21 protein-coding genes are annotated in these 25,628 nt (G+C 58.4%); 8 read left to right on the top strand and 13 right to left on the bottom strand.

The window, feature by feature from the left end; all coding sequences use genetic code 11:
* Positions 1-92: 92 nt before the first annotated feature.
* The gene (locus GQR90_RS05620; protein ID WP_325064289.1) at positions 93-1,133 is read right to left on the bottom strand and encodes an adenosine deaminase; all 1,041 of its coding nucleotides are present in this window, start codon (positions 1,131-1,133) and stop codon (positions 93-95) included.
* A 290-nt stretch (positions 1,134-1,423) separates the two neighbouring features.
* On the opposite strand from GQR90_RS05620, the gene GQR90_RS05615 reads away from it, so the two are divergent.
* Complete coding sequence (locus GQR90_RS05615; RefSeq protein WP_158773260.1) at positions 1,424-2,443, top strand: Bug family tripartite tricarboxylate transporter substrate binding protein; 1,020 nt, start codon at positions 1,424-1,426, stop codon at positions 2,441-2,443.
* A gap of 191 nt (positions 2,444-2,634) precedes the next feature.
* Here the strand turns inward: GQR90_RS05615 and GQR90_RS05610 are convergent, their stop codons facing one another.
* Positions 2,635-3,993 (bottom strand): MFS transporter, encoded by a 1,359-nt coding sequence (locus GQR90_RS05610; RefSeq protein ID WP_158773259.1) that lies wholly within the window; start codon positions 3,991-3,993, stop codon positions 2,635-2,637.
* 453 nt (positions 3,994-4,446) lie between these two features.
* Between GQR90_RS05610 and GQR90_RS05605 the strand changes: the two genes are divergently transcribed.
* From GQR90_RS05605 to GQR90_RS05595, 3 genes are read left to right on the top strand one after another with little or no spacing between them, the layout of a single operon-like run.
* A complete protein-coding gene (locus GQR90_RS05605) occupies positions 4,447-5,433 on the top strand; it encodes a Bug family tripartite tricarboxylate transporter substrate binding protein (protein WP_158773258.1) in 987 nt (328 codons plus the stop codon).
* Positions 5,433-5,870: a tripartite tricarboxylate transporter TctB family protein gene (locus tag GQR90_RS05600; RefSeq protein ID WP_158773257.1), complete on the top strand. Its 438-nt coding sequence runs from the start codon at positions 5,433-5,435 to the stop codon at positions 5,868-5,870. The genes GQR90_RS05605 and GQR90_RS05600 overlap by 1 nt, the downstream gene beginning before the upstream one ends.
* A complete protein-coding gene (locus GQR90_RS05595) occupies positions 5,870-7,390 on the top strand; it encodes a tripartite tricarboxylate transporter permease (RefSeq protein WP_158773256.1) in 1,521 nt (506 codons plus the stop codon). Before GQR90_RS05600 ends, GQR90_RS05595 begins: the two co-directional genes overlap by 1 nt.
* Before the next feature lie 105 nt (positions 7,391-7,495).
* Here GQR90_RS05595 and GQR90_RS05590 read toward each other — a convergent pair whose 3' ends face one another.
* Positions 7,496-8,167, bottom strand: a complete 672-nt coding sequence (locus GQR90_RS05590) for a helix-turn-helix domain-containing protein (RefSeq protein ID WP_158773255.1) — start codon at positions 8,165-8,167, stop codon at positions 7,496-7,498.
* A 234-nt stretch (positions 8,168-8,401) separates the two neighbouring features.
* On the opposite strand from GQR90_RS05590, the gene GQR90_RS05585 reads away from it, so the two are divergent.
* From GQR90_RS05585 to putP, 4 genes are all read left to right on the top strand, one after another.
* Complete coding sequence (locus tag GQR90_RS05585) at positions 8,402-8,767, top strand: hypothetical protein (RefSeq protein WP_158773254.1); 366 nt, start codon at positions 8,402-8,404, stop codon at positions 8,765-8,767.
* Entirely contained in the window at positions 8,767-9,525 is a 759-nt protein-coding gene (locus tag GQR90_RS05580) for an AraC family transcriptional regulator (protein ID WP_158773253.1), read from the top strand. The genes GQR90_RS05585 and GQR90_RS05580 overlap by 1 nt, the downstream gene beginning before the upstream one ends.
* Positions 9,526-9,925: 400 nt before the next feature.
* A complete protein-coding gene (gene putA, locus GQR90_RS05575) occupies positions 9,926-13,105 on the top strand; it encodes a bifunctional proline dehydrogenase/L-glutamate gamma-semialdehyde dehydrogenase PutA (RefSeq protein WP_158775327.1) in 3,180 nt (1,059 codons plus the stop codon).
* Positions 13,106-13,545: 440 nt separating this feature from the next.
* Positions 13,546-15,027, top strand: coding sequence for a sodium/proline symporter PutP (gene putP, locus GQR90_RS05570; protein ID WP_158773252.1), 1,482 nt, complete (start codon positions 13,546-13,548; stop codon positions 15,025-15,027).
* Between the two features lie 95 nt (positions 15,028-15,122).
* Here the strand turns inward: putP and GQR90_RS05565 are convergent, their stop codons facing one another.
* The 10 genes from GQR90_RS05565 to GQR90_RS05520 all read right to left on the bottom strand — a co-directional run bounded on the left by GQR90_RS05565 (position 15,123) and on the right by GQR90_RS05520 (position 25,619).
* Positions 15,123-16,787: a glucosyltransferase domain-containing protein gene (locus GQR90_RS05565; protein ID WP_233266517.1), complete on the bottom strand. Its 1,665-nt coding sequence runs from the start codon at positions 16,785-16,787 to the stop codon at positions 15,123-15,125.
* Between the two features lie 154 nt (positions 16,788-16,941).
* A complete protein-coding gene (locus GQR90_RS05560; RefSeq protein ID WP_233266443.1) occupies positions 16,942-17,781 on the bottom strand; it encodes a mechanosensitive ion channel family protein in 840 nt (279 codons plus the stop codon).
* A 237-nt stretch (positions 17,782-18,018) separates the two neighbouring features.
* Entirely contained in the window at positions 18,019-18,738 is a 720-nt protein-coding gene (locus GQR90_RS05555) for a hypothetical protein (RefSeq protein WP_158773250.1), read from the bottom strand.
* Entirely contained in the window at positions 18,713-19,912 is a 1,200-nt protein-coding gene (locus GQR90_RS05550) for a hypothetical protein (protein ID WP_158773249.1), read from the bottom strand. Before GQR90_RS05550 ends, GQR90_RS05555 begins: the two co-directional genes overlap by 26 nt.
* Positions 19,909-20,352: a GtrA family protein gene (locus GQR90_RS05545; RefSeq protein ID WP_158773248.1), complete on the bottom strand. Its 444-nt coding sequence runs from the start codon at positions 20,350-20,352 to the stop codon at positions 19,909-19,911. The genes GQR90_RS05550 and GQR90_RS05545 overlap by 4 nt, the downstream gene beginning before the upstream one ends.
* On the bottom strand, positions 20,342-21,460 hold the full coding sequence (locus tag GQR90_RS05540) for a glycosyltransferase family 2 protein (RefSeq protein ID WP_233266442.1): 1,119 nt from the start codon (positions 21,458-21,460) through the stop codon (positions 20,342-20,344). Before GQR90_RS05540 ends, GQR90_RS05545 begins: the two co-directional genes overlap by 11 nt.
* A 782-nt stretch (positions 21,461-22,242) precedes the next feature.
* Positions 22,243-22,545 (bottom strand): cyd operon YbgE family protein, encoded by a 303-nt coding sequence (locus tag GQR90_RS05535; protein ID WP_158773247.1) that lies wholly within the window; start codon positions 22,543-22,545, stop codon positions 22,243-22,245.
* A 101-nt stretch (positions 22,546-22,646) separates the two neighbouring features.
* Complete coding sequence (gene cydX, locus GQR90_RS05530; protein WP_024951692.1) at positions 22,647-22,748, bottom strand: cytochrome bd-I oxidase subunit CydX; 102 nt, start codon at positions 22,746-22,748, stop codon at positions 22,647-22,649.
* Positions 22,749-22,877: 129 nt separating this feature from the next.
* A complete protein-coding gene (gene cydB, locus GQR90_RS05525) occupies positions 22,878-24,011 on the bottom strand; it encodes a cytochrome d ubiquinol oxidase subunit II (protein ID WP_158773246.1) in 1,134 nt (377 codons plus the stop codon).
* Positions 24,012-24,017: 6 nt separating this feature from the next.
* Complete coding sequence (locus GQR90_RS05520) at positions 24,018-25,619, bottom strand: cytochrome ubiquinol oxidase subunit I (protein ID WP_158773245.1); 1,602 nt, start codon at positions 25,617-25,619, stop codon at positions 24,018-24,020.
* Positions 25,620-25,628: the final 9 nt, after the last annotated feature.

Here is a 25,628-nt window from a genome sequence, read left to right as displayed (position 1 = left end):
AGCAACATCTGATGGAGCGGTTACCCTGCCTCGTACCCTGTGGGCCTCTATACCTTCCCAAGCCCTTGATTACATTAAGTAAACAAGGGACATCATGCCGCACAGGTGTCGAGTTGTGCCAACAGCATGTTGCGGCGCGCATCACTCATCCCGAGGCCAGCGGCGCGCTGCGGGAAGGCAGCGTCGATGGCATTGCGACATAGCGTGATCCACTGCGCTTCGCTCAGCGAGAGCGCCTCTTGCACGGCAACGAAGTTATCGAGCATGCCACCCCCGAAGTAGGACGGGTCATCCGAATTCAGGGTGATGTTGAGGCCAGCGTCGATCAGCGCCGGCAGTGGATGATCTTGCATGCGATCCACCACCTTGAGGGCGACGTTGGAGAGCGGGCACACCGTCAGTGGAATGCGGCGTTTGGCCAGCTCCGCGACCAGGGCGGCATCTTCCAGGCAACGCACGCCATGGTCGATACGCTCCACGCCCAGCACCTCAAGCGCGGTGCGAATGTACTCCGCCGGTCCCTCCTCGCCCGCGTGGGCGACACGATGCCAGCCGCGCTCACCCGCCTGCTGGAAGACCTCGGTAAATTTCTCCGGCGGATTACCGATCTCGGCACTATCAAGGCCGACACCTACGAAGCGTGATTCGAAGGGGATCAGGGCGTCAAACAGCTCACGCGCCGATTCAGCGGAATGACAGCGCAGGAAACTCGGCACCAAGGCCGAGGTGATATCGAACTCGCGTTCGGCTTCGCGACAGGCGCGCTCCAAGCCGGCGAACTGCACGTCGAGACTCACATCGCGGGCCAGGTGTGCCTGCGGATCAAAGAACAGCTCCAGGTGCTTCACGCCATCCGCACTCGCGCGGCGGAAGTAATCCTGCCCAAGGCGATAGAAGTGCGATTCATCATTCAGCACGCCCATGCCCTGATAGTAGAGGGCGAGAAATGCGGGCAAGTCCGCGAAATCGTAGGCCGCTTCAACCGCGTCCAATGTGGCATACGGCAAGGCAATGCCCTGCTCAGCCGCTAGCGTGAACATCAGCGCAGGTGTCAAGGAGCCTTCGATATGCAGGTGCAGCTCCACCTTGGGCAGACGGGCAAGAAAGTCGTGCATACGCGGGGTAAGGGTCATGACCCGTCTCCTGAAGGAAAGTGACTACGCTGAACGAGACATGCGTGCGCAGCCTGATACCCCAATTCTAACAACCTGTTGGCCATGTTGAGGAGCCACGATGCGCGAACAACGCAATCTGGCCAGCATGCCCCTTTCGCCTTGGTGTATTCAGCATGGCTTACGAATAGACTATTTTTGATGCCGGCGCCGCATGAGACATCGCGGTGCGCTCAAGGCTTCCTACAAAAAAAGATTCACCACAACAACGATAACGACTCACGCTGACACATCATAAAGGACACACCCTCATGCACTTTGATTTACGCCGCCAATGCCGCTCGACTGCCACCTTGCTCGCGAGCACTGCTCTGCTGGCAGTCGGCTTGAATACCTCCGCTCTCGCCGCCGAGGAAAACTTCACTCCACAAGGCAAGACTGACTGTATCGCCCCCGCAAAGCCCGGCGGGGGGTGGGACTTCACCTGCCGCAGCGTCGCGCGCTTGCTGGATGAGCAGAACATCATTCCCGCCGGCATGCAGACCATCAACGTCCCCGGTGCCAGCGGTGGCGTAGCCTTCGCGCATGTAAAATCCAAGCGTCACGATGACAACAAGCTGATTGTCGCGGCATCCAGCGCGACTACCACACGGCTCGGCCAGCATCGTTATCAGGGCGGTAAGGTCAATGACGTGCGTTGGCTGGTCACCCTCGGCGCGGACTATGGCGTGATTGCCGTCGCTGCCGACTCGCCCTATCAGTCACTGACGCAGCTGCTGGAGGCCATGAAGAAAGATCCAAAATCGGTACGCTTTGCCGGAGGCGATGTGGCCGGTGGCTTTGATCACCTCAAGGTGCTGATGGCAGCTCGCGCGGCGGGCATTACCTCTCTGCGCACCCTTCCCTATCTGGCGTATGACTCCGGCTCGGTTGCGATCACCCAGGTCATGGGAGGGCATCTGGAAGCGTTCACCGGTGACATGAGTGAGGCGCGTGGCTTCGTCGAGTCTGGCAACCTGCGCTTGCTTGCCGTCTTCAGTGAGGAGCGCCTGCCAGGCCAATACAGCAATATCCCGACCGCCCGCGAGCAAGGCATTGATGTGGTCGCCCCCAACTGGCGGGGCTTCTATCTGCCGGGTGGCGCATCAGACGCCGCCTTCGATTGGTGGGAAACTGCCCTCAACAAGGTGGCCGATAGCCCTGAATGGCAGAAGACCATGCAGGACAACGGCCTGATGCCGTTCCACAAATCAGGCAAGGTACTAGACACCTTCATTACCCAGCAGGTCAGCGATGTCGAGCAGCTTTCGACAGATCTGGGTCTGCTGTGATTCGTTGAGCGCCTAGTCATCACAACGCGTTGGTGACGTTTCACGACTGACCTGCCATTGCGCCGTTTCGCACCGCATGTGACGAGCCCCACTAACGAAAAAACGCCATCTCGATGTCATGGGATGGCGTTTTTTCGTTTCAGCTCATACCTACTGCCTTTCGGAGCGTTGCTTCAGCCTTGGCTCTTCATTTACTGGCGCGTAGCAGGCAGCTCCGCGCCAGGAAGTTCTGGTTCGAGAGTTGGTTCACGCTCTGCCTCAAGAGCTGACTCGCCTTCGTATTCCGCTTCACGCTCACGGGCCTCGTGCTCATCCTCGGCATGCTCATGGGCCCACTCACCCGCGACCTCCACCACCAAGGGTGACGCCGTCGGCAGGATATTCAGGTAGCTGTCGGTTTCACTGACCGGCACCATCGCCTGTTGCGTCATCTGATAGAGCGCATACAGCGCGATAGCCACGAAGGTTACCGCAATGACCAGCCAGAAAGCGTAAGGATCAACCCCCTCCATCATCCCGCCCGCCGCGAGCGGCCCAAGGATCGCCCCAAGCCCGAAAGCAAACACCAAGCCACCTGACGCACCGGGCATATCCTCTGCAGACAAGGCATCGTTCGTGTAGGCGAGGAGCAAGGCATAAAGCGGCGTTGTCACCCCTCCCGCAAAGAAGGCAGCAGCAATTAACGGCCAAAGCGCGTCCCCCGCCATCCACCCCATCATGCTAGACCCTGCCCCCATGACGGACAGCCCGCAGATGAGTATGCGCCTGTCCATCCGGTCAGATAGCCAGCCAATCGGAGTCTGCATCACCAGTGCCCCCGCAAACAGCATGGCGACAAACAGCGCGATATGCGTGCTCGACAGTCCGATCTGGGTGCCAAATACGGCACCCATCCCCGATTGTATGGCGTAGACACCGCCCAGAAGAAAGATACCGATGGCACCCAACGGCGAGACGTTGAACAGATTGCTCAATGACATGGGACGCGCCACCGAAACGACGGGCGCGGCGGCGGCCGACAAGAGAATGGGTGCAAATGAGATGGACACGAGTATTGAGGCACAAATGAATAGTACCGAGGTGCCGGCATCGCCCAACGTCAACAATCCTTGCGCCCCGATGATGCCGAGTGTCTGAGCCATCATGTAGGCCGAGAGCACCTTGCCACGAGTCTCATTGGTGGCCGCCGCATTCAGCCAACTCTCAGAAGTGACATAGATGCCAGACATGCAAAAGCCCACCAGCACGCGCAGCAGCGTCCAGGCCCAGGGCTCGGCCAGTAACGGCAAGGCAATCAGCGCTGCTGACATGAAACTTCCCAGCGCAGCAAAGACACGCACATGCCCGACCCGCTGGATCAACAACGGTGTGTAACGCGCACCAGACAGGAAACCCATGAAATAGCCGGAGGTGACGATAGCCAGTTCGGTCGAGGAAAACCCCTCGATTCCGCCCCGCAGGCCAATCAGTGTGAAATGCATCCCATTGCCGAGCATGATCAGCACGATGCCAAGCAACAGCGCCCAGACCCCTGACAACACGTTGTTCATGATATTTCCCTTGTCGCGTTGCGCTACTCCAATGAGCTTCACACGCTAATACGAAGGGGGTAATCCTGCTTTTACTGCAACGCCATATCGGGGTTTATTTGCGACAACGCATGAAATAGACCCAAGCTTTCTCTTCCGACATATCCGGGCGCGAGCCTAGCCTCCCATTCGAGGCATTCATATATGGATTGATGCGTGTCTGTGCCCTTTTCCTTTCGAAGGCGTGAACACAAAAACGCACCAACAAAGTGCGCAAAATGGACTTTCGACCAAGGTCGGTGCGACGAATGGGTATCTTGCGAGGGAATGATCTGAGCGCTAATTTCACCATACAGAATTAAGTTTCGCCTTACAGAACTGTAAGGTTAGTGTCAGGTTCAAGCGTCCCTGCTCCATCAAGGCCTGACGACTGCTGGAAGCTCCCACAATAAATCGAACATCATCGAGGTCGCCATGACACGTCATCTGACACTCAAACTCCTGACAGCTGCGGTGGTCACCGCCATGTCCGCGCAGGCATTCGCCTTTGAACCGAAAGGCAAGGTTGATTGTATCGCGCCGGCTGATCCGGGCGGCGGCTGGGATTTCACCTGCCGCAGCGTCGGCAAGATCCTGTCTGACCTGCACTATGTGCCGGGCAACGTGCAAACCATCAACATGGCAGGCGCAGGCGGTGGTGTGGCATTCGCACACACTGTCTCCAAGCGTGCTGGCGATGAGCAGGTGCTGATCGCAGCGTCTACCGCGACCACGACTCGACTGGCACAAGGCCAGTTCCCGGGCATGAACCAGGATCAAGTCAACTGGATCGGTGCACTGGGTGCGGATTACGGCGCCATTGCCGTTGGCAAGGACTCACCTTACAACAGCCTGACTGACGTGATGGATGCGCTGAAGAAAGACCCGAAATCGGTCAAGTTCGCCGGCGGTAGCGCAGCCGGTGGCTGGGATCACCTCAAGGTACTGATCGCTGCCAAGGCGGCGGGCGTCGATAATCTGCCCAAGATCTCCTACCTCTCCTACAACAATGGCGGCGAAGCCATCACGCAAGTTGTCGGTGGCCACGTACAGGCGTTCACAGGCGATATCTCCGAGATTCAGGGCTTCATGGAATCCGGTGACTTGAAGGTGCTAGCCGTGCTCTCCGACGAGCGTCTTCCGGGCAAGCTGGCTGACGTTCCGACTGCGCGTGAACAGGGGATCGATGCTGTCGCTCCCAACTGGCGCGGCTTCTACACCCCGGCAGGCATCAGCGATGACGCCGAGCAGTACTGGACCACCACGCTGGATAACGTCTACACCAGCGATGAATGGCAGGACGTGATGACCCGGAGTGGCCTGATGCCGTTCCACAAATCGGGTGCCGATTTTGATGCCTTCGTGAAGGCACAGATTCAGGACATCCAGACGCTTTCCAAGGACATTGGGCTGATTCGCTGATGAATGACCGCATCTTTGGTCTGTTGATGCTCACCTTGGCCGTCGCGTACGGCTGGGGTGCTCAACAGTTCCCGGAACCCTTCGGTGGGGCTGAGTCCATCGGCCCCGAAACCTTCCCGACGGTATTGTCTATCGTGTTGGGTCTGAGCAGCCTGTACCTGATGGTGCGTCCAGACCCCAGTAATGGCTGGCCCTGGAATCGTACAGGGATCGAGATGGTAGTCGCCATCGTCGTGCTATGCCTGTACACCGCGCTGCTTGAACCGCTGGGCTTTATCGTGACCACCACCTTCGCGGTCGGCACGCTGTGCTGGCGCATGGGCGCGACACCCCTCAAGGCTTACACAACCGGGCTGATTGGCGGCATTGTTGTCTTTGCCCTGTTCAACTTCGTGCTTGAGCTGCCATTGCCGCTGGGCATTCTGGAGATGGCATAATGGAAAGTATTGGCTTTTTGATGCAGGGCTTCGGTATCGCCCTGCAACCTGAAAACCTGATGTTTGCCATTCTGGGCGCCTTCCTCGGCACCCTGATCGGCGCACTGCCGGGCCTTGGCCCAGCCAATGGCGTGGCGATCCTGATCCCGTTGGCCTTCACGCTGGGCCTGAGCCCGGAAACATCACTGATTCTGCTGACATCGGTGTATGCCGGTGCCATGTACGGCGGCCGAATTTCCTCCATTCTGCTCAACATCCCGGGCGATGAGCCGGCGATGATGACCTGTCTGGATGGCTACCCGATGGCGCAGCAGGGCAAGGCGGCGGAAGCGATGGCCATCTCGGCGATTGCCTCCTTCGTGGGTAGCCTGATTGCCACCATCGGCCTGATCATCATGGCCCCATGGCTGGCCAGCTTCGCGCTGACCTTCGGCCCGGCAGAATACTTCGCGCTGTTCGTGCTGGCGTTCGCAACGCTTGGTGGTATCACCGGCAAGAATCCGGTCAAGACCATCATGGCAGCGGCGATCGGCCTGATCATCGCCACCGTCGGCATCGATGCTTCCACCGGCACTCAGCGTTACACCTTCGATATTCTCGAGCTGTACGAAGGCATCGACTTCATCATTGCCATCGTCGGTCTGTTCGCCATCTCAGAGCTGTTGTTCTTCATCGAAGAGAATGCCGGTGAAGGCAAGCCGATGATCGCGATGAACAAGATGAAGCTGAAGATGAAAGACATCGTCGCCATCCTGCCAACCGCCTTCCGCGGTGGTGTGATGGGCTTCATCGCAGGCGTGCTGCCAGGTGCAGGTGCTTCGCTGGGTAGCTTCATCAGCTACACGGTCGAGAAGAAGATCATCGGCAAGAAAGGCGACTTCGGTAATGGCGATCCACGTGGCGTGGCCGCACCGGAAGCCGGCAACAACGGTGCCGCCTCTGGTGCACTGGTGCCGATGCTGACACTGGGTGTGCCGGGTTCCGGTACCACTGCCGTCCTGTTGGCGATGCTGATCTCTCTGAACATCACTCCAGGCCCGTTGATGTTCACGCAGCACGGCGACATCGTGTGGGGCGTGATCGCGGCACTGTTGATCGGCAACGTACTGCTACTGCTGATGAACATTCCGATGGTCGGTATCTTCGTCAAGCTGCTGTCAGTGCCGCCGAAGTTCCTGCTGCCGGTCGTGACGATGGTTGCCTTCGTTGGCATCTACTCCATCAGCCACTCCGTGTTTGACCTGTACTTCATGGTCGCCTTCGGGGCTGCTGGTTACGTATTGCGCAAGTTGGAGATACCGCTGGTACCGGTCATCCTCGGCATGCTGATCGGGCCGGAGATGGAGAAGAATCTTCGTCATGCCATGCAGCTGTCCGATGGTGACTGGACAATTCTGATCGGTAGCCCGCTGTCCATCACCCTGTGGTGCATCGCACTCGCTGGGCTGGTACTGCCGGTGATCGTCGGGCCTATCCTGCGCCGCCGCATGGGTGCCGCCAAGTCCACCACTGGGGTGTGATGCACACCTGCTAGATCGCACGATAAGCACCTGTACACAAAAGCCCCCACACGTTGCCGTGTGGGGGCTTTTTCATGGGCGCACTCTCAATGGGCCGTGGGCAAACTAAAGCAACGCATTCTGCTGCCACGCCCCCAATAGCCGATGGGCCTGATGCGGTGTCAGGCGTGCCGCTGGACCACTTATCACGATGACCTCGGCAGGCGCCAAGGCGTCATCATCCTGCTGCGCCACACTTACCGCCAACGCGGCAACGGTCAGCCCTTCTGCCTCACCCACTTCAATCCCGCCACTATCTACGCAGTGCTGCAGCAATGCGGTCAGTGCCGCATCCAGCACCTCACCTTCCTCCAACTGATGCCGCAGCGGGGCTGGACTGAGCTGCACGAACTGACACATCGCCTGCCGTGGCCGTGTCATGCCCTCAGCAGGCCTGGCATCCGGCAAGCTGCCGTGCTCAACCAACACCAGACTCGCCGTCTCACCACTGGCAACATTCAATGCTGCCAACCATTCACGCCGCTGTGCCTCACGCACCGAAAGCGCCGGCGCCAGTTGTGCAAACCGTCCTAGGGCCACGCCGATGGAATAGATACCGTGACTGTCGCGTTCGACATAGCCGAAGTACTCAAGCGAACCCATCAGGCGCAGAATCGTACTCTTGTAAAAGCCGCTGGCCTGCGCCAACTCATTGAGCGTGAGACGCGGCGCAGCCGGCGTAAACGCTTCCAGCAGCGTCAGGGCACGCTCGACGGCTTCAACACGTTGGCTCGCCATGATCAGGTGCTCCTGCAGGGGAAAGAAGATGAGCGGTGACACCGCCGGATTCTCGCTGAGAATGATAGAGGCCACGGTAACAGTGTAATCCACCATAGCGTGCTGGAATCATGCCATATCGTTCTGACAGACAGAATATGCCAATCGTTCTCTGCTGACGATGCAGCACCTTCGCCATGGTAGAATACGGCTATTGGTCATCACTTCCCGTCTCTGCTTTCACAAGGTTCGCCCATGTCAATTTTCATCATCACTTTCGTGGTCTGCCTGATTGTCTGCCTCGCGACGGTCGGCATGCTGATGTTGGCGCGTACCCCGCGTTTTCGCACTGACTTCAGCGACATTGCCCGCGTACTGGACCAGGCATCCAGTGGCGAGATCAGCGAGAACGAATGGCACACCGTGATTGGCTACCCGATTCGCCATGACGAGTATCTGGAGAGCTTGCGTCGTCGTTGTCAGGGCATCTTTGATAATCACGCACGACCGTGGCAGGTGGCACAAGGCGGCGCACTGTTCTCGCGCGAGGGCCGTGAAGAACTCAGCATTCTGCTGGGACACCTGCGCGCACGCACTGGCGTAGCGGAGACTCGCGCCTGATGGCCGCCAGTGAGATGCGCCTGATCCCGCTCTCCAATCTGCGAGAGCATCATGATCACAGCTATCATCAGCTTGTCATCGGGCTGGATGGCCTGGCCGAGTTCGAGATAGAAGGCCAGGGCGGAGAGATTCGCCCATTGACCGGCTGTATCGTGCCAGCAGACCATGTGCACTACTACGCTGGCATCGGCGAAAACCGCCAGCTGATACTTGACCTGCCCGATGATGCGCCCTATCTGACCGGTGCTCATCGTGAGCTGAAGCGCCTGTTCGAGCGCCCGCGTTTCTTCACGCTGGATACGCGTCTGCGTGGCTATCTCGAATTCATGCTCGCGGAGGTCAATGACTATCAGCAGGCACCCGGCGACCTGTTGGCTGCGACCTTCCTTGCATGCCTCAATACCCGCCTTGCCGAGCCGATGAGCGCGCTGGGCGGCACCGGACGTCAGCTGGATCTCGTTGCACTGAACCGCTATATCGATGCCAACCTGAATCAGCGGCTGACCGTGGCCGACCTGGCGCGTCAGTCCCATCTGTCTGAGCAGCATTTCAGCGAACGCTTCAGAGTATTGACGGGGCTATCGCCCTATCAATATTTGCTGCGCCGGCGACTGGAGCAGTCACGCAGCCTATTGGGCACGACAGAACTGTCGCTATCGCAGATTGCCGACCGCTGCGGCTTCGCCAACCAGAGCGCGCTCTCGCACGCCTTCCGTAAACATCTAGGCTTCCCGCCGTCCGTCCTGCGAAAAGCCTGACACCGCTCATCACACGCCCAGCACCACGACGTTAGTCGCACACGATCGCCGCATATCTCTTCATGGACTTCGACAAAGGTCGGAGAAGCGTGCCAGTTCAGCGACATGTCCGCGAATTTGGCATGCGTACCCGTGAAATTGGAAAGACCCGCCCCCCTGCGCCACTCTACATTCACAGGTATACATCCAGACAGGCCGATGTCTCGCACCTCTGATGCTGACGACAGCATCCACGGCGCCTCGACCCGGCACTCCTTTTCGGCGTACCGCCACCCAGCAGCAAGGGGTTTGCTCCATGACTACCGCCACTTCCACCGATCAGCCTATTGCCGCGACTCAGAGCAATCAGTCCGCTATCGCCAAAGATGCGTTGCCCGCCAGCGTTCTGCGTGCCAATGAAATGCTTGCGCCGGCCACTTGGCAACAGACGCCGGAAGCGCTGTTCGCTCGGGTCAGCGATCATTACCTGGTCGATGAAGATGCCTACGTTACAGAGCTGGTCGCATTACTGAGAGCCGATGCGACTGATACCAAGCGCATTGGTGACCAGACGGCCGAGCTGGTACGCGAAATTCGCACCATGGACACCGCGGTCGACTCCATCGACGAGCTGCTCCAGCAATACAGTCTGAACACTCAGGAGGGCGTGTTGCTGATGTGCCTGGCCGAAGCGCTGCTGCGTATTCCGGACAAGGACACTGCGGATGCATTGATCGAAGACAAGCTGGGCGTGGCCGACTGGAAATCACATCTGGGTCAAAGCGAATCCTGGTTCGTCAATGCCTCTACCTGGGGCCTGTTGATGACCGGCAACGTCATCAAGATGGATCTGCCCAAGGAAGACGGTAAGCCGGCGACCTTCATCAACCGCATGGTCAACCGCCTGGGCGAGCCGGTCATCCGTCGCGCCATGTATCAGGCGATGAAGATCATGGGCAAGCAGTTCGTGCTCGGCCGTGACATCAAGGAAGCACTCAAGCGCTCCCAGCCGCAGTTCGACAAGGGTTACACCTACTCCTACGACATGCTGGGTGAAGCGGCCTGTACCCGCGCCGATGCCAAGGGTTACTTCGACGACTACGCACGTGCCATCCGCACCGTCGGTGAGACATCGCGTAAACTGAAGTCGGGCACACCGTCTCCGTCCGTCTCCATCAAGCTGTCCGCCCTGCACCCGCGCTATGAGTTTGGCCGGCGCACTCAGGTGTTGGAAGAGCTGGTCGCCAGCGTACGTGAACTCGCGACCATCGCGCGTGAGCTGGATGTCGCGCTGACCATCGATGCCGAGGAAGTCGATCGTCTCGAAATTTCTCTGGAAGTCTTCCGCGCCGTCTATGAAAGCGATACCTGCCGTGGTTGGGGCAAGTTCGGTCTGGTGGTGCAGGCGTACTCCACACGTGCACTGCCAACACTGCAGTACCTGAACCGTGTCGCGGATATGCAGGGTGATGAAATCCCGCTGCGCCTGGTCAAGGGGGCTTATTGGGACAGCGAGATCAAGGAATCTCAGGAGCTGGGTGTTGAAGGCTATCCGGTGTTCACCCGCAAGGCCTCCACTGATATCAGCTATCTGGTCTGCGTGCGTTTCCTGCTGTCCGAAAATACGCGTGGCCGTATCTATCCGCAGTTCGCGACGCACAACGCCCATACCATCAGCGCCATCCTGGATGTCGCCAATGCCGTACAGACACGTCAATTCGAATTCCAGCGTCTGCACGGCATGGGCGAAGCGTTGTATGAAGCCGCGCTGAAGCGTGCGCCCAAAGCGACCTGGTGCCGCATCTATGCACCGGTCGGAGCCCACAAGGACCTGCTTCCCTACCTCGTGCGTCGCCTGCTGGAAAACGGTGCCAACTCATCGTTCGTCCACCAGCTGGTCGACCCACGTGTGCCGGTCGAGAGCCTGTGTACTCATCCGGTCGCGACCCTGAATCAGTACGCTACCTATCACAACCCGCGTATTCCGCTGCCGCCGCACATCTATAGCGAAGGTCGCCGCAACTCACGCGGTATCAATCTGAACATCAATAGCCAGTTCCAGCCGCTGATCGCTGAAATGAGCACCCATATGGACACCGTCTACGACGTGCGTCCGCTGCTGGCTTTCGATGTTGCTGCTGATCCGACACGCCGCCAGACTGTCACCTGCCCGTTCGACCGCCGTGTCACGATCGGCCACGTACAGTGGACCAGTGCAGAAGAAGCCTCACGTGCAGTGGATGCTGCCTGGGCTGCCTACCCGCGCTGGGAGCAGACGCCGGTCGAAGAACGCGCCGCGATTCTCGAGCGCTTCGGTGATCTGATGGAAACCCACACCGCCGAACTGATGACGCTGTGCTCCCGCGAGGGTGGCAAGCTATTGACCGATGGCATCGCCGAGATTCGTGAAGCCGTCGACTTCTGCCGCTACTACGCCAAGCGTGCCATTGCCGACTTCGCCATGCCGACCGAGCTGCAAGGCCCGACAGGCGAGCACAACCAGATTCTCCTCGGCGGCAAGGGCGTGTTTGCCTGCATCAGCCCATGGAACTTCCCGGTCGCGATCTTCTGCGGCCAGATGGTTGCCGCTGCCGTCACCGGCAATACCGTTGTCGCCAAGCCGGCGGAGCAAACCTCTCTGGTCGCGCACCGCGTGGTCGAACTGCTGCGTGAAGCCGGCATGCCACGTGATGTCGTCCAACTGCTGCCGGGCGATGGCCCGACCGTCGGTAGCGTACTGTCCAGCGACCCACGTATCACTGGCGTTTGCTTCACTGGCTCCACCCAGACGGCTCAGATCATCAATCGCTCACTGGCGGCACGTGAAAATGCCCCGCTGCCGTCACTGATTGCCGAGACTGGCGGCCTGAACGCCATGATCGTCGATTCCACGGCACTGCCGGAACAAGTCGTCAACGACGTGGTGCAGTCTGCTTTCCAGAGTGCTGGTCAGCGCTGCTCAGCCCTGCGCGTCCTCTATGTGCAGGAAGATGTCGCTGAGCGCGTCATTGAGCTGCTCAAGGGCGCAATGGATGAGCTGAACATCGGTGATCCGCGCGACCTGGGCACCGATGTGGGCCCAGTCATTGACGAAGAAGCCCGCGCCGGTCTTCTCAAGCATATCGAGACCTACCGTGAGCAAGGCCGTGTGATTGCCGAGTCCACCATGGACCCACGTCAGACCGAGCACGGCACCTTCGTGGCACCGGTCGCGCTGCGTATCGATGGCATCGACAGCCTCGAAAGCGAGCAGTTCGGTCCTATCCTGCACATCGCCACCTGGAAAGGCGGAGAAGTGGACAAGGTCATCGACACCATCAATGGCCTCGGCTACGGACTGACCTTCGGTGTACATTCCCGAAACGAAAGTTTTGCTTATAAGGTTGCACAGAAAATTCGTGTTGGTAATGTCTACATCAACAGGAATATCATCGGCGCAGTAGTCGGGGTCCAGCCGTTCGGCGGTCAGGGCTTCTCTGGCACCGGCCCGAAAGCCGGCGGCCCGCACTACCTGCACCGTTTCGCTACCGAGAAAACCCGTACCGTCAATACCACGGCACTCGGTGGCAACGCGTCTCTTCTGGCCATGGGCGAAGAATGAACCTGAACTGTCCGCCCCTTGGGCGGGCAGTTCAGGTTATGCCTGGCAGAGGACTGCATGACGCAGATGCGTAACAGTCGCCAGGCAATATAGGGGGCAGATCAGTGCCCCTATACCTGCGGGCGCTTCACTGGCTCGTGATATGTGCCACATGCCCATCTATTAAAGGATCGGTGGGCATGCGGCACATCTGACCGCTTGCTACGTCACGCAACATGCGGGGACACATGAACGTCAGAAGATCCTGTTATGCGCTAGTCTGAACATAATCAGAATGCAGTCGGCTCCAGTCGTTAAGCCTGACATTCGGTCAGTCTGCAGGCGGTACGACAATGACTGACATACCTGTAATGCTGATGTGTACACGAGTGGCGCCGTCCCCAAGGGATCATGAAACGTTCGGTGTCTGACAACAATAATCGCAAAGGATTTACTCCACGATGGTCGAAAATAGCCCCACGATACTCATCACATTTGCCGTCTATCTGGCAGTGATGCTTGGCATTGGCCTGCTGGCCTACAAGCGCACCGCCAACATGTCGGACTACATTTTGGGTGGCCGCTCACTCGGTCCCTGGACTTCTGCCATTTCTGCCGGCGCCTCTGACATGTCCGGCTGGCTGTTGCTGGGCCTACCGGGCGCTGCCTATCTGAGCGGACTGTCCGCTGCATGGATCGGCATCGGCCTGTTGGCAGGCACCTGGCTCAACTGGCTGATCGTGGCACGTCGTATGCGTATCTACAGCTTCATCGCCAGCGACTCCCTGACGCTCCCGGATTACTTCGAAAAGCGTTTCCGCGATAACTCCAAGATGTTGCGCGTCATTTCAGCCGTCTTCATCCTGTTGTTCTTCCTCTTCTATACCAGCTCTGGCCTGGTGGCTGGCGGCAAGCTCTTCGAGACGGTCTTCGGGCTCGACTACACCGTCGCCGTGACGCTTGGCACCATCGCCATCGTGTCCTACACCTTCTTTGGTGGCTTCCTCGCGGTATCGTGGACTGACCTTATCCAGGGACTGATGATGGCCGTCGCGCTGGTCGTGGTCCCGGTGGTTGCTCTCACCGACATGGGCGGCGTGGCAGAAGCGACGTCACGCATCACTGCCGAGAACCCGCTGCTACTTGAGTGGTTCCGTGACGCCTCTACCGGTGAAGCCCTGACACTGGTCGGCATCATCTCCTCGCTGGCGTGGGGCCTGGGCTACTTCGGCCAGCCGCACATCCTGGCGCGTTTTGCTGCCATCCGCAGCGAGAAGGACATTCCGGCAGCACGCACCATCGCCGTGGTGTGGTCTGCCATCGGTCTGTTCGCGGCCATCTGCATCGGTCTGCTGGGTCTCGTCTACGTGCCGAAAGATCTGGCCGATAGCGAGAAGATCTTCATGGTCATGGTGAACTTCATCTTCCATCCGGCCGTTGCCGGCGTGTTGCTGGCCGCCATCCTGGCCGCGGTGATGTCCACCGCTGATTCCCAGTTGCTGGTCTCCTCCTCTGCACTGGCGGATGACTTCTACAAGGCGCTGTTCAAGAAGAACGCAAGTCAGACTGAGCTGGTCTGGGTCGGTCGCTTCGCAGTCGTCGGTATCGCCATCATCGCGTGGATACTGGCACTTGATCCGAACTCAAGCGTGCTGGGGCTGGTCTCCTACGCATGGGCCGGCTTCGGTGCCGCCTTCGGTCCGGCGCTTATCCTGTCGCTGTACTGGCGTCGCATGAACCGCTTCGGCGCACTGGCCGGCATCATTGTCGGTGGTGTGACCGTGGTGGTCTGGAAGCAGCTGACCGGTGGCATCTTCGATCTCTACGAGATCGTGCCGGGCGTCATCTTCGCCTACATCGCGATCTACGTGGTCAGCATCGCCACTGAAGAACCGAGCCAGGATATCCTCGCCGAGTTCGACAAGGTCGATAATCACGCCTGATGCTGATCTAGCCGGTGGACACCTTCACCGCTGAGTTGCCATACGGCACGACGCAAAACACCGCCCCGAGGGGCGGTGTTTTGCGTTTGTGAATATCAATTATCGGACGGGCATTGCTGAGCCTTGTCCCGGAAATCAATCACCCATACTCCGTCTGCTTGCCACAGCTGATAGGGTGCCAGCGGTACAACGGACGCACTCACTATTGCCGGGCAGGTCTTCCGTTCCGCCAGCTGCGCTTTCAGACTCGGATCACGCAGCAAGGTAACGGCGCTGGCCCCCGCCGCGCGTAACCGCACCACCGCCCAATAATTATTCGGTGTAAAGGCTGCAATCAGATTCTGTTTCACTGCGGGCACATGTCGCTGAGCGCCTATCGCCAGTGGCGCGATGGGGGCCTTGCCAAGCACCAACACGGGCAATGGCGACTGCGGCAGAAAGGTGACGGAATCACGCACTGAACGCAGCGGAAGCCCTAGCGTACTGGCATCCATCACGATTCGCTGTGCCAGCTGTGCTTCGTAGTGCTGCTGGGCGGTAAGCGCATTGCTCCATGCGGCGAAGATCAACCATTGACGTATCAACAGTAGCACCGCCAGCGTCAGCAGCATGCGAACAAGATAGCGTTGAGATCGTCTCAGGCTCTCCTGCCCTGCCAGCCCCAGCATCAGTGCGCCGCCTAGCAACGGCCCCCACGCCACCAAGGTGCGAGAGTGAAATACCGGCTCTGCCAGCAACAGCATCGGGCCCCATAGCGCGGGCACCAACAGCAGTAGCCACAGGCCTCGGCTGAGCCTCTCAAAGGAAGCCTTCAGCCCTCGCTCCCGCCATGTAGCTGAACGCTCAACACCCTCTCCTCTTCGACTCCACAGGCCAGCTCCCAATGTCATGGCGAGTCCCATCAACAACACTAGACTGAACACCAGGCTTGCGTGATCCAATCCTCCCCGCCATGCCGTGGCGGCGGCCTGAAGATTGCTCTGCACGCCGCCCAGCAATGCCATCACATCGCCAGGATCGAGCATGCGCCCATGCTGCTGACTGTATTCTCCGGCGACCAGCACTCTCGAGAGCGGCAGATACACCACCAGCGACACGAGCACCACTCCCGCTCGCTGAAACAGAAGCTGCCAGCTGCGACGGACTGTGGTGCTGAACAATGCTTCCAACAAGCTGAGTACCAGGAAGGCATTCAGCGCCGGTTGATAGCTACATAACGCCACTAGCAGCAACGCCGTCGCGGCCATCAGTCGCCGCCAGCGGTGCTTGAAAGATAAAGACGGGAGTGATGAAGGCGGGTATGACGACAATGGCTGTCGCAGCAGCAGGCTTGCCAGCACGCCACTGGCGAGCGCAACCGTCATCGGCAGGCTATCGAACACGTAAGTGAAATTCTGCAGCGTGAAGGGCGTCAGCCAGATCAGCGCGTTGCCGAGAACGTAGACCATCGGCCTCAACCCCGGCACCCAACGCCACCATGCCAGCGACATGCCGGCCGCGATGGCCCAGGCCACCAGTTGTGGCAACGGTGCAATATTGACCAGCGCATCGCCAAAGCCAAGCAAGCGCATGACGCCTTCCGCCGCGGGCCGCGCATTGATGTTCCAACCGAAATAACCATCCAGCACACGCCCCATATCATCCAGATACAGTACATGACTGCTAAATAACGGCCACAACCCAACCCCCAGCACCACAAGGCTGGCCAACAATAGGCGACGTGCCTGACGCCGTTCGCTTTGAGTGAATTCTGCTATCACGCGCAAGAGACAACACTCCCGATCAGAGGGTCATGAACCGAACCTTGCTTGAGAGTAACCAATTGAGGCACAAAAAAACGCCACCCAAAGGTGGCGTTTTTCAATCATTCGTCCCAGAACTGCTGAAACGATGATGACAACACGACAAATAACATTACTCGCCAGCAGCGCTCGCGTGATGAATATGCACATCACGTTGCGGATAGGGAATGCTGATACCGCGCTCATCGAAGGTCAGCTTGATGCGCTCGTTCATGTCCCACTTCAGCTTCCAGTAGTCAGATGCCTGGCACCACATGCGGAAATTGAAATTGACCGAACTATCGGCCAATTCTGCCACGGCGATCAGGTGTGACGGCTCTTTCATGATGCGCTCATCGCCGGCCACCAGTTCTTCGAGCACAGCCTTGACCTTGCGAATATCGTCGTCATAGCTGACCCCCACGACCAGATCCAGACGACGCGTCGGCAAGGCGGAGAAGTTGGTGATGGTGTTGGACATCACGCTGGAGTTCGGCACGGTCACCTTGCGGTTGTCCGGCGTCACCAGCCGTGTCTGCAACATGGTGATCTGATCGACACTGCCGGAGGTACCGGCCGCTTCGACATAGTCGCCCTTCTTGAACGGACGCAGCGTGACCAGCAAGAAACCGGAGGCCAGATTGGACAGCGAACTTTGCAACGCCAGGCCAATGGCCAGACCCGCGGCACCCAGCGCCGCAATCATGGAGGTGGTATCCACCCCGAGCTGATCCAGTGCGGTCAACAGCACCATCACCACGAGGATGGCGTAGGCGATTTGACCGACAAAACCCGCCGCCGCCTCATCCATGCTTTTACGCTGCAGCAGCGATGTCACCCACTGGGTCAGGCGCTTGGCCACCCACATACCAAACACCAGCACTGCCAGTGCTGACAACAAGGTTCCGCCCCACAGCAATGCCAATTCGAACAACTGATTGGTTTCCATGGGAATGGCATTCAAAAGTTCCACAACGACTCCTTGAGCGTCCTTCATCAGGCAGCATCTGCCTGCCGGACGCTTTTTTTAATGACCATGCAGCCCTTGTCACCCAGGACTGCATTGACTGAACAGGCGCTAACTTGCGAAAGCAGACGCGATTGACGCGCACAATCTACCCGACCGCAGCGAGTCTGACCATCTCTTGCACAAACCGGTATTGAATGAGCAGGTGTTGAATGAACAGACCTGCCCACAAGCCAGTGATACCTATTCGCTGGCCGGTGTCGATGTGGCCTCTCTCGACGTCGCAGCAGGACTGGAAAGACGAGTGCGCAGCGCGATAGCATCCAGTCGCAGGCCAATCGGGAACTTGTTGCCGCTGATCCCGACATCTCTTGGTGCGATGGGCGGCGGCCCTTTGAGCGTAATACTGACACTGCCATCACTCGCGAACAGCCGCTCGGGTATCTCGACCTCGAAGCGCTCGCCACTTCCCCCGACCGGCCAACGCGCCAGCAGGATGTCCTTGACGACGACCTCGACAAGCAATGCCTTGGCAACATCCGGGAAGCGCGAAAGGTCCATCCCGACCACCACAGACTGAGCAAGACCCGGCTCAACCTTCAGCCGTAGTGTCACGTCCGACAGTCGAGCGCTGACCGCGCGATCCTCCTTGGGTGAGTAGAACCCGGCCCACAGCACAGCACAGTTACCCAGCACCTCACCCTTGCGGACCGGATAGGTCTTGCCTATCTCAAGCACCGGCACCTCGCCCATGGGGCGATAACAGGTCGTAGCGTGATCAATGAAATAGCGCCGATAATGGTCATCCACCTGCGGATCACGTGCCAACCACAACATCGACAGCTCAAATGCCAGTACGAGAGCTGTTGCCAACAGCAGCCAGGGGCGATGCCGGTGAGTTACACGCGGCGCAGCATAGAGCGCCTCAGCGCGCTGATCAGACAAGCCAGAATGCTGCGTCATACCAGTTCTCCACCAGCCACAGATTGAAGAGCGCACCCAGCACCACACACGTCCACGACCAGAAACGTGGCACACGTGACAGCAGATCATGGAGCGCCAGCACAAACACCGGCATGCCAATCATGTAGCGCGGTATCGCATCAAGCCCCGTTGCCAGTGGCACGAACAAGGTAAAGCCCGCCAGCCCCATCTCAAGCCAGCGGCGCTGCACCCCTAACCAGCCGATCAACCCAATGCCGACTGCTGCCATGCTGGCCTGCCAGGCGGGACGCAAAGTCTCCGGTGCCGTCAGCCAGTAGCTCAGCCCTTCAACGAGATTCGCAAAGGGATTGCCCATTTCACGGCCCCACGAAATCTGCACGTGGCTGAAGGCCAGTGCGTCGCCGGTCTGGTAATAGAGCACTGCCATGAACAGGAACAGCCCCAATGGCCCCATCACGCCGATCAGCAGCCAGTCCGGACGACGCCACAGTTCGCCGAAGGCGGACAGACGCAAACGCACCAGCAGCTCGATGCCCATTGCGATCACCCAGAACACCCCTGTTGCACGTGTCAGCGACAACAGAAGCGTCCATAGCATCACGCGACCGGTGCGCTGACAGCGCCAGTCGATCAGCGACGCAAAACACAGCAACCAAAACAACGTCTCGGAATAGACAGCACTGAAGTAAAAGCTGTAAGGCATGCTGGCCGTCAGCCACACAAACAACAGCATCGAGGCGCCGGGGCGCGTGATTGCCAGATAACGACATCCCAGTCCTAGCGCCACGACCAGCAGCGCATTACTCAGCAGTACGCCCATCAGATCGGGATTGAGCTGCCCGCCCAGGGTCACCAACCATAACAGCGCAGGATACAACGGGAAGAAGGCCCAGTTACCGGCATCACCATCGCTCAGCCCCTGTGCCTGAATATCATAGCCACGCGTGGTGATGCCCTTGAACCAGCTGCCGTCGAACTGGGCCATGGCATGCAAGTAGCTCTGATCACCGTAGACCGCAATAGCGAGCCACACGCCCCGCGTGACGATCAGCGCCAACAGAATATGTAGCCAGGGAATGCGCGCGGCCTTGCCTCTCTCCAACGCGACTTCTGGACTGGGAGTCTGAGCAGAAAAGCGCCCCAATCTGCCGGTGACAGTCGCGCTGCCCGCCGCGGTCACAATGTCATTCATGCATGCTCTTCCTTGAAGGCCCACAGTCTTGAGGCCAAATAGGTCACGATCGGGACTGATAACGTCGCAATTGCAATGGCCATGAAGCCGGAAATATCAAGACCGCGCACCAGGATCGCCAGCAAGCCGTTATTGAGTGCAAAGCCCACCGCCGCGACCAATGCAAAGCGCCAGGCACTCCCTTTACGCTTGAATGTCAGGCGCTGATGCCCGACAAGTGATACTTGAAAGGCCACACAAAAGGCGACGATATTGGCGATGAATTCATTCAGTCCAGGCCAAAGCGCCAACATGGCTGCCGCGACCGCAAGGTGGACACCTGTCGCCGCCAGCCCCACCAGCCCGAAGCGCGTAGCAGTCCCCGCCTCTTGCTTGGCGCGCTGACTGACAGGAGGAGTCGAGTCAGTCACCTCAGACTTGGCGTCATGTTCAGCGCTCACGGTGCACACCTCGTACAACGCGTGCGGTGCTCAAGCCACTATCGAGTCCACGATCTACCGAGCTTGCTGATGACGGGCTGTCATGCAAGCTGTCGTGATCAATCAGATACAGAGGCCGCTGCTTGGTCTCCATGAACAGGCGACCGAGGTATTCCCCCAGTACCCCGATGGAGATCAGTTGCATACCACCGAAGAACAGCACCGCAATCATCAAGGAGGCATACCCCGGCGCATCAATACCAAAGAATACGGTCTTGCTGATAATGACGAGGATATAGAGGAACGCCAGACCGGCGACGCCAACGCCCAGATACGTCCAGACACGTAGCGGCCAGGTGGAAAAGCTCACCACGCCATCGAGAGCGAAGTTCCACAGCTTCCAGTAATTGAACTTGGTGATACCTGCTGCGCGCGCTGGGCGCTGGTAAGTCACCCCCACAGAACGATAGCCCGGCCAGGAGAACAGGCCTTTCATGAAGCGGTTACGCTCTGGCAAGCGGCGCAACGCTTCCACGACTCGGCGATCCAGCAGGCGAAAATCCCCCGCATCACGCGGAATCTCGGTGTAGGTCACGCGATTGAAGACGCGATAGAACAGCCCTGCCGTCTGGCGCTTGGTAGCAGTATCTTCATTGCGGGCAGCTCGTACGCCATAAACCATGTCATAACCGGCCTGCCACTGCGCGATGAAGTCGATAATCACCTCGGGCGGATCTTGCAGATCAACATCCATCGGTACGACGGCATCACCACGCGCTTGCTCGATACCCGCACTCATCGCGGCTTCCTTGCCGAAATTACGTGTCAGGCTCAGATAGCGCACCCGTGAATCACTCGCGACCGCAGCCTCCAGACACGCAAGAGTGCCATCACTTGAACCATCATCGACGAACAGAATTTCCAGGTGTGGCACCTGATGTCCTAGCGTTTTCTCGATTGCCTCAAGAAACAGGCTGATCGTGTCTTCTTCGTTCATCACCGGCACTACCAAGGACAGCATCCAGTCCCCTGACTGGCGACGTGTCATGTCACGGGGTATGTACGCTGCAGACGGTACTACCCGATCATTATCAGTCTGCGCACGGGGTGAATCAGCGGGAGATCGCATATCTTTCTCCTCCATGAAAAAGACCCGAATCACCTGCAAGGGGCCTGCTTCATGACAAGGGTGAATGACCGATGATATGTCACTATCGGCACGAATCAGGTATTGACGGATGTCTATCGCCAGACTATCTCAGAGCATTTGTTCACCGTCACTCTTTATCTGTCTCTATTTACAGACATTGTTGAAAGTCCGCTTCTCATACGCTCGCTTTCTCCTCAGCCACTCCTTTTCACCCAATCGTTTTGCAAGATCAGTATTTTTCAAGGCAGTGCTTTCCAACAGGGTAATAGTAGGCGTGCGAACGCATGAACTACCAGCGCTGACAAAGATGACGCCATAGAAATACATCAATCACAGTACGCCATAGTGGGGCTAGACAGGTCACTTGCGGCCAGTCAGACAAAGACACTGATAGCAAAAAGCGGGATAGCCTGCGTAATGGCAATGCCAAACATGCGGTAATGTTGCATGAACAGGCGCCACAATGACGTATTAGCCACTGGCGTTATAGGGCGAGAGTCAAGGTCAAGTAAAGCACTATTGCACTCTGGCAATATTCAGACTGGCGAGATGATCTCCGATCGGCAGGATATTATCTGTCGAGTCCAGACACACAAAGGGCCGTCATATTGACGGCCCTTTGTGTGGGGTAATACGAATACGATGCCATTACGTGGGTGACATTACGTCGATACTTACCTCGACGTTGCTACGGAGCCATGACGCCCGTCCACCTCACCAATATGGCAGCGGCATCAGCAGTACCATGCGGCCTGTGTGCGTCAACTCATGCTGAGTGCGATCAGCGTGATGATCAACAGACACCAGCTCAGTGGAGCGCCCAGGAGCCAGGCGCGCCGCGGATGGTGTGGCACGAGTCCAACACCATGCGTGAAGCCAGCACCTAGGCCCCATAGGGCGATCAGCAGCATCACGTAGCGCGGCCCGGTCGCCATTGATGCAATGGCATCAGGCCCCAGCAGCATCCAGACCGATACTAGCGACGCCAGTATCAACGAAGCCAGATGTGCAGGCCGTGTTCGGCTCCAGGCCGGAGGACGTGAAGCATACCAGGGTCGTGACATCGTACGCTCTCCCTTGTCTTGTGGCCGAGTCATCGCGACAACGATGCTCGGCATGACGGCGACATGCTCATTCTCCAGCATGCCGCCAGACGACACTCTCTTCAATCATCGTCAAAGGTGTGAGTCTGCTCAAGCCATAAGGCGTTGATGATGCCTGCGAAGCAGGCGAGCAGGACACCGAGAATCCAGGCGAAATACCACATGATCGTTGTCTCCCGGCGAGGGCACTGCCCTCGCCTGTTACTTGTCAGGATACTGCTTCTCACGACTGGCGCGCCTGTTGAGGACGGCCAGATGAGCGCGGCTCAGTTTTCGACTCGAGCGACAACGGCTCAATAAAGGCTGTGCCCGCTCTCCTCGATATGACCGACCGTCACACGACGCCACATCTTCACGTAACACCAGGTGGTATAGAGAATGATGGTCGGTACCATCACCACCCCAGCCACGGTGACGATGGAGAGCGTCAGCTCGCTGGAGACAGCATCCCACAGCGTAAGGCTGGCCTCTCCCATGCGCGAGGACGGCACGATGAACGGGAACATGCTGATGCCTGCAGTGGCTACGACGCCACCGGTGCCCAGAGAGCTTGCCGTGAAGGCGGCGCCCCCCTTGCGCTTGGCTGCCAGCAGCATCGCTGCCAGTACGCCCACGACGGCACTGGCGGGTGCCAGTAGTGTCAGCGGCTCTTTGCTGTAAACGTCCAGCCAGCTACCCGGCCCGACCTGCTTGTCGAGCAACTGGAGTGCGCTACCGGTATCGCCCATCTGCTCGATACCGTAGCCCATGCCTGACAACCACACCCACAAACCGCCCAACCCGAACAGGCCCAGAGTCAACAGTCCCAACGGCTGCACCAGACGCGCACTACGTGCCGCGATGACATCATCGGCGCGTGCCACCAGCCAGGTACCACCATGCAGCATTACCATGCATATCGACAGCGCAGCACACAGCAAGGCGAATGGATTGAACAGGCCCAGATAACTTCCGGCATAGCTGGCGCGCATGTACTGATCGACTTCCAGCGGAATACCCTGCAGCAAGTTACCGAAGATAAGCCCGAAGAACGCAGTCGGAATCAGACTCCCGGCGACAATGCCGCGGTCCCACCAGGCACGCCACTGGGTGTTCTCGAGTTTGGAGCGATAATCAAAGCCCAGCGGGCGGAAGAACAGTGAGAACAGAATGGTCAGCATCGCGAAGTAGAAGCTGGAGAACACGGCGCCATACACCACCGGCCAGACGGCAAACACCGCCCCGATGGCTGTCACCAACCAGACCTGATTGCCGTCCCAGTGCGGTGCGAGGGTATTGATAACCACACGACGTTCGCTGTCACTGCGGCTGACCAACGGCATCATCATCGCCGCGCCCATGTCCATGCCATCGGTGATGACAAAGCCGATCAACAACAGGCCAACCGCCACCCACCAGAACAGCTTGAGGATTTCATAATCCCACATGGTTCCTTACTCCTTGAATGACAGCGACGGATTGAGCGACATGCCATCATCAGCAGCAACGGCATCGCGCTCGAAGTGATAGCGGCCGGTATGCAGTGAAGAGGGTCCCTTGCGTGCGAAGTGGAACATCAGCCACATCTCGATCACGAAGAACACGCTATAGAAGACGATGAAGCCACCAATGGACCACCACAGGTCAGACTCTTCCAGACTGGAGGCCGCCATGAAGGTGGGCAGGATTTCCCCGACCGCCCACGGCTGACGACCAAACTCTGCCACGAACCAGCCAGTTTCCACGGCAATGAACGGCAACGGAATGGACAGCAGGCAGATCCACAGGAACGGCCGCACGTCAAAGCGTTGCTTGGCAGTCATCCAGACGGCGCCGATGAAGATCAACAGCATGGCCATGCCACACGCCACCATGATGCGGAACGAGAAGAACATCGGGGCGACAGACGGAATGGAGTCATCAGTTGCCTTGTCAATCATCTCAGGTGTCGCATCAGATGGTGTCTCGACGTAACGCTTGAGCAACATGCCGTAACCCAGATCATCCTTGACGGCATCGAAGGCCTTGCGGGTCACGATATCATCCTGACCACCACGCAGCTGATCGAGTAGATCGTAGGCTTTCATGCCATTGACGATACGCACACGGTGCTCGGCCTTGAGCTCCTTGATGCCCGGAATTTCAGTATCCAGTGAGCGTGTGCCAATCAATCCCATCAAGTACGGGATATGAATGCCGTAGTCCGTGTGCTGAGTCTCCTCATTGGGCAGACCAATCAGCGTGAAGGAAGCTGGCGCAGGCTCGGTCTCCCACATCGCTTCGATGGCCGCCATCTTGGCCTTCTGGACATCACCGACCTCGTAACCGGACTCATCCCCCAGCACGATGACGGATGCGACCGAGAAGAGACCAAAGGCGGCGGCGATGGCGAAGCTGCGCTTGGCAAAGCCGAGATCACGCCCTTTCAGCAGATAGAAAGCACTGATGCCGAGCACGAACATGGCGCCAGTCACATAGCCCGCTGATACGGTGTGCACGAACTTGGCCTGTGCGACCGGATTGAAAACCACCTCAGAAAAGCTGGTCAGCTCCATACGCATGGTTTCGAAATTGAATTCCGCACCGACCGGATTCTGCATCCAGCCGTTGGCAATCAAGATCCACAACGCAGAGAAGTTGGAGCCAAAGGCCACCAACCAGGTCACCATCAGGTGCTGATGCTTGGTCAGTCGGTCCCACCCGAAGAAGAACAGGCCAACGAAGGTGGATTCCAGGAAGAAGGCGACCAGCCCCTCGATCGCCAGCGGCGCACCGAAGATGTCACCCACATAATGCGAGTAATAGGCCCAGTTGGTTCCGAACTGGAATTCCATCGTCAGACCCGTGGCCACGCCAAGAGCAAAGTTGATGCCGAACAGCTTGCCCCAGAACTTGGTCATGTCCTGGTAGACCTGCTTGCCGGTCATGACATACAGGGATTCCATGATGGCCAGAAGGAAGGCCATGCCGATGGTCAGTGGTACGAACAGGAAGTGATAGAGCACGGTCATGCCAAACTGGAACCGCGACAGCTCCACAACAGTATCGGAGATCATGTCTTACCC

The sequence above is a fragment of the Cobetia sp. L2A1 genome (assembly GCF_009796845.1).
Lineage (GTDB): Bacteria > Pseudomonadota > Gammaproteobacteria > Pseudomonadales > Halomonadaceae > Cobetia.
This window is presented reverse-complemented; position numbering and strand designations above follow the sequence as displayed.

Bases quoted from the DNA above. Each gene is read 5' to 3' on its own strand.
- GQR90_RS05620 (WP_325064289.1), bottom strand. From the start codon at position 1,133: ATGACCCTTACCCCGCGTATGCACGACTTTCTTGCCCGTCTGCCCAAG.
- GQR90_RS05615 (WP_158773260.1), top strand. From the start codon at position 1,424: ATGCACTTTGATTTACGCCGCCAATGCCGCTCGACTGCCACCTTGCTC.
- GQR90_RS05610 (WP_158773259.1), bottom strand. From the start codon at position 3,993: ATGAACAACGTGTTGTCAGGGGTCTGGGCGCTGTTGCTTGGCATCGTG.
- GQR90_RS05605 (WP_158773258.1), top strand. From the start codon at position 4,447: ATGACACGTCATCTGACACTCAAACTCCTGACAGCTGCGGTGGTCACC.
- GQR90_RS05600 (WP_158773257.1), top strand. From the start codon at position 5,433: ATGAATGACCGCATCTTTGGTCTGTTGATGCTCACCTTGGCCGTCGCG.
- GQR90_RS05595 (WP_158773256.1), top strand. From the start codon at position 5,870: ATGGAAAGTATTGGCTTTTTGATGCAGGGCTTCGGTATCGCCCTGCAA.
- GQR90_RS05590 (WP_158773255.1), bottom strand. From the start codon at position 8,167: ATGGCGAGCCAACGTGTTGAAGCCGTCGAGCGTGCCCTGACGCTGCTG.
- GQR90_RS05585 (WP_158773254.1), top strand. From the start codon at position 8,402: ATGTCAATTTTCATCATCACTTTCGTGGTCTGCCTGATTGTCTGCCTC.
- GQR90_RS05580 (WP_158773253.1), top strand. From the start codon at position 8,767: ATGGCCGCCAGTGAGATGCGCCTGATCCCGCTCTCCAATCTGCGAGAG.
- putA (WP_158775327.1), top strand. From the start codon at position 9,926: ATGCTTGCGCCGGCCACTTGGCAACAGACGCCGGAAGCGCTGTTCGCT.
- putP (WP_158773252.1), top strand. From the start codon at position 13,546: ATGGTCGAAAATAGCCCCACGATACTCATCACATTTGCCGTCTATCTG.
- GQR90_RS05555 (WP_158773250.1), bottom strand. From the start codon at position 18,738: ATGACGCAGCATTCTGGCTTGTCTGATCAGCGCGCTGAGGCGCTCTAT.
- GQR90_RS05550 (WP_158773249.1), bottom strand. From the start codon at position 19,912: ATGAATGACATTGTGACCGCGGCGGGCAGCGCGACTGTCACCGGCAGA.
- GQR90_RS05540 (WP_233266442.1), bottom strand. From the start codon at position 21,460: ATGCGATCTCCCGCTGATTCACCCCGTGCGCAGACTGATAATGATCGG.
- GQR90_RS05535 (WP_158773247.1), bottom strand. From the start codon at position 22,545: ATGTCACGACCCTGGTATGCTTCACGTCCTCCGGCCTGGAGCCGAACA.
- cydX (WP_024951692.1), bottom strand. From the start codon at position 22,748: ATGTGGTATTTCGCCTGGATTCTCGGTGTCCTGCTCGCCTGCTTCGCA.
- cydB (WP_158773246.1), bottom strand. From the start codon at position 24,011: ATGTGGGATTATGAAATCCTCAAGCTGTTCTGGTGGGTGGCGGTTGGC.
- GQR90_RS05520 (WP_158773245.1), bottom strand. From the start codon at position 25,619: ATGATCTCCGATACTGTTGTGGAGCTGTCGCGGTTCCAGTTTGGCATG.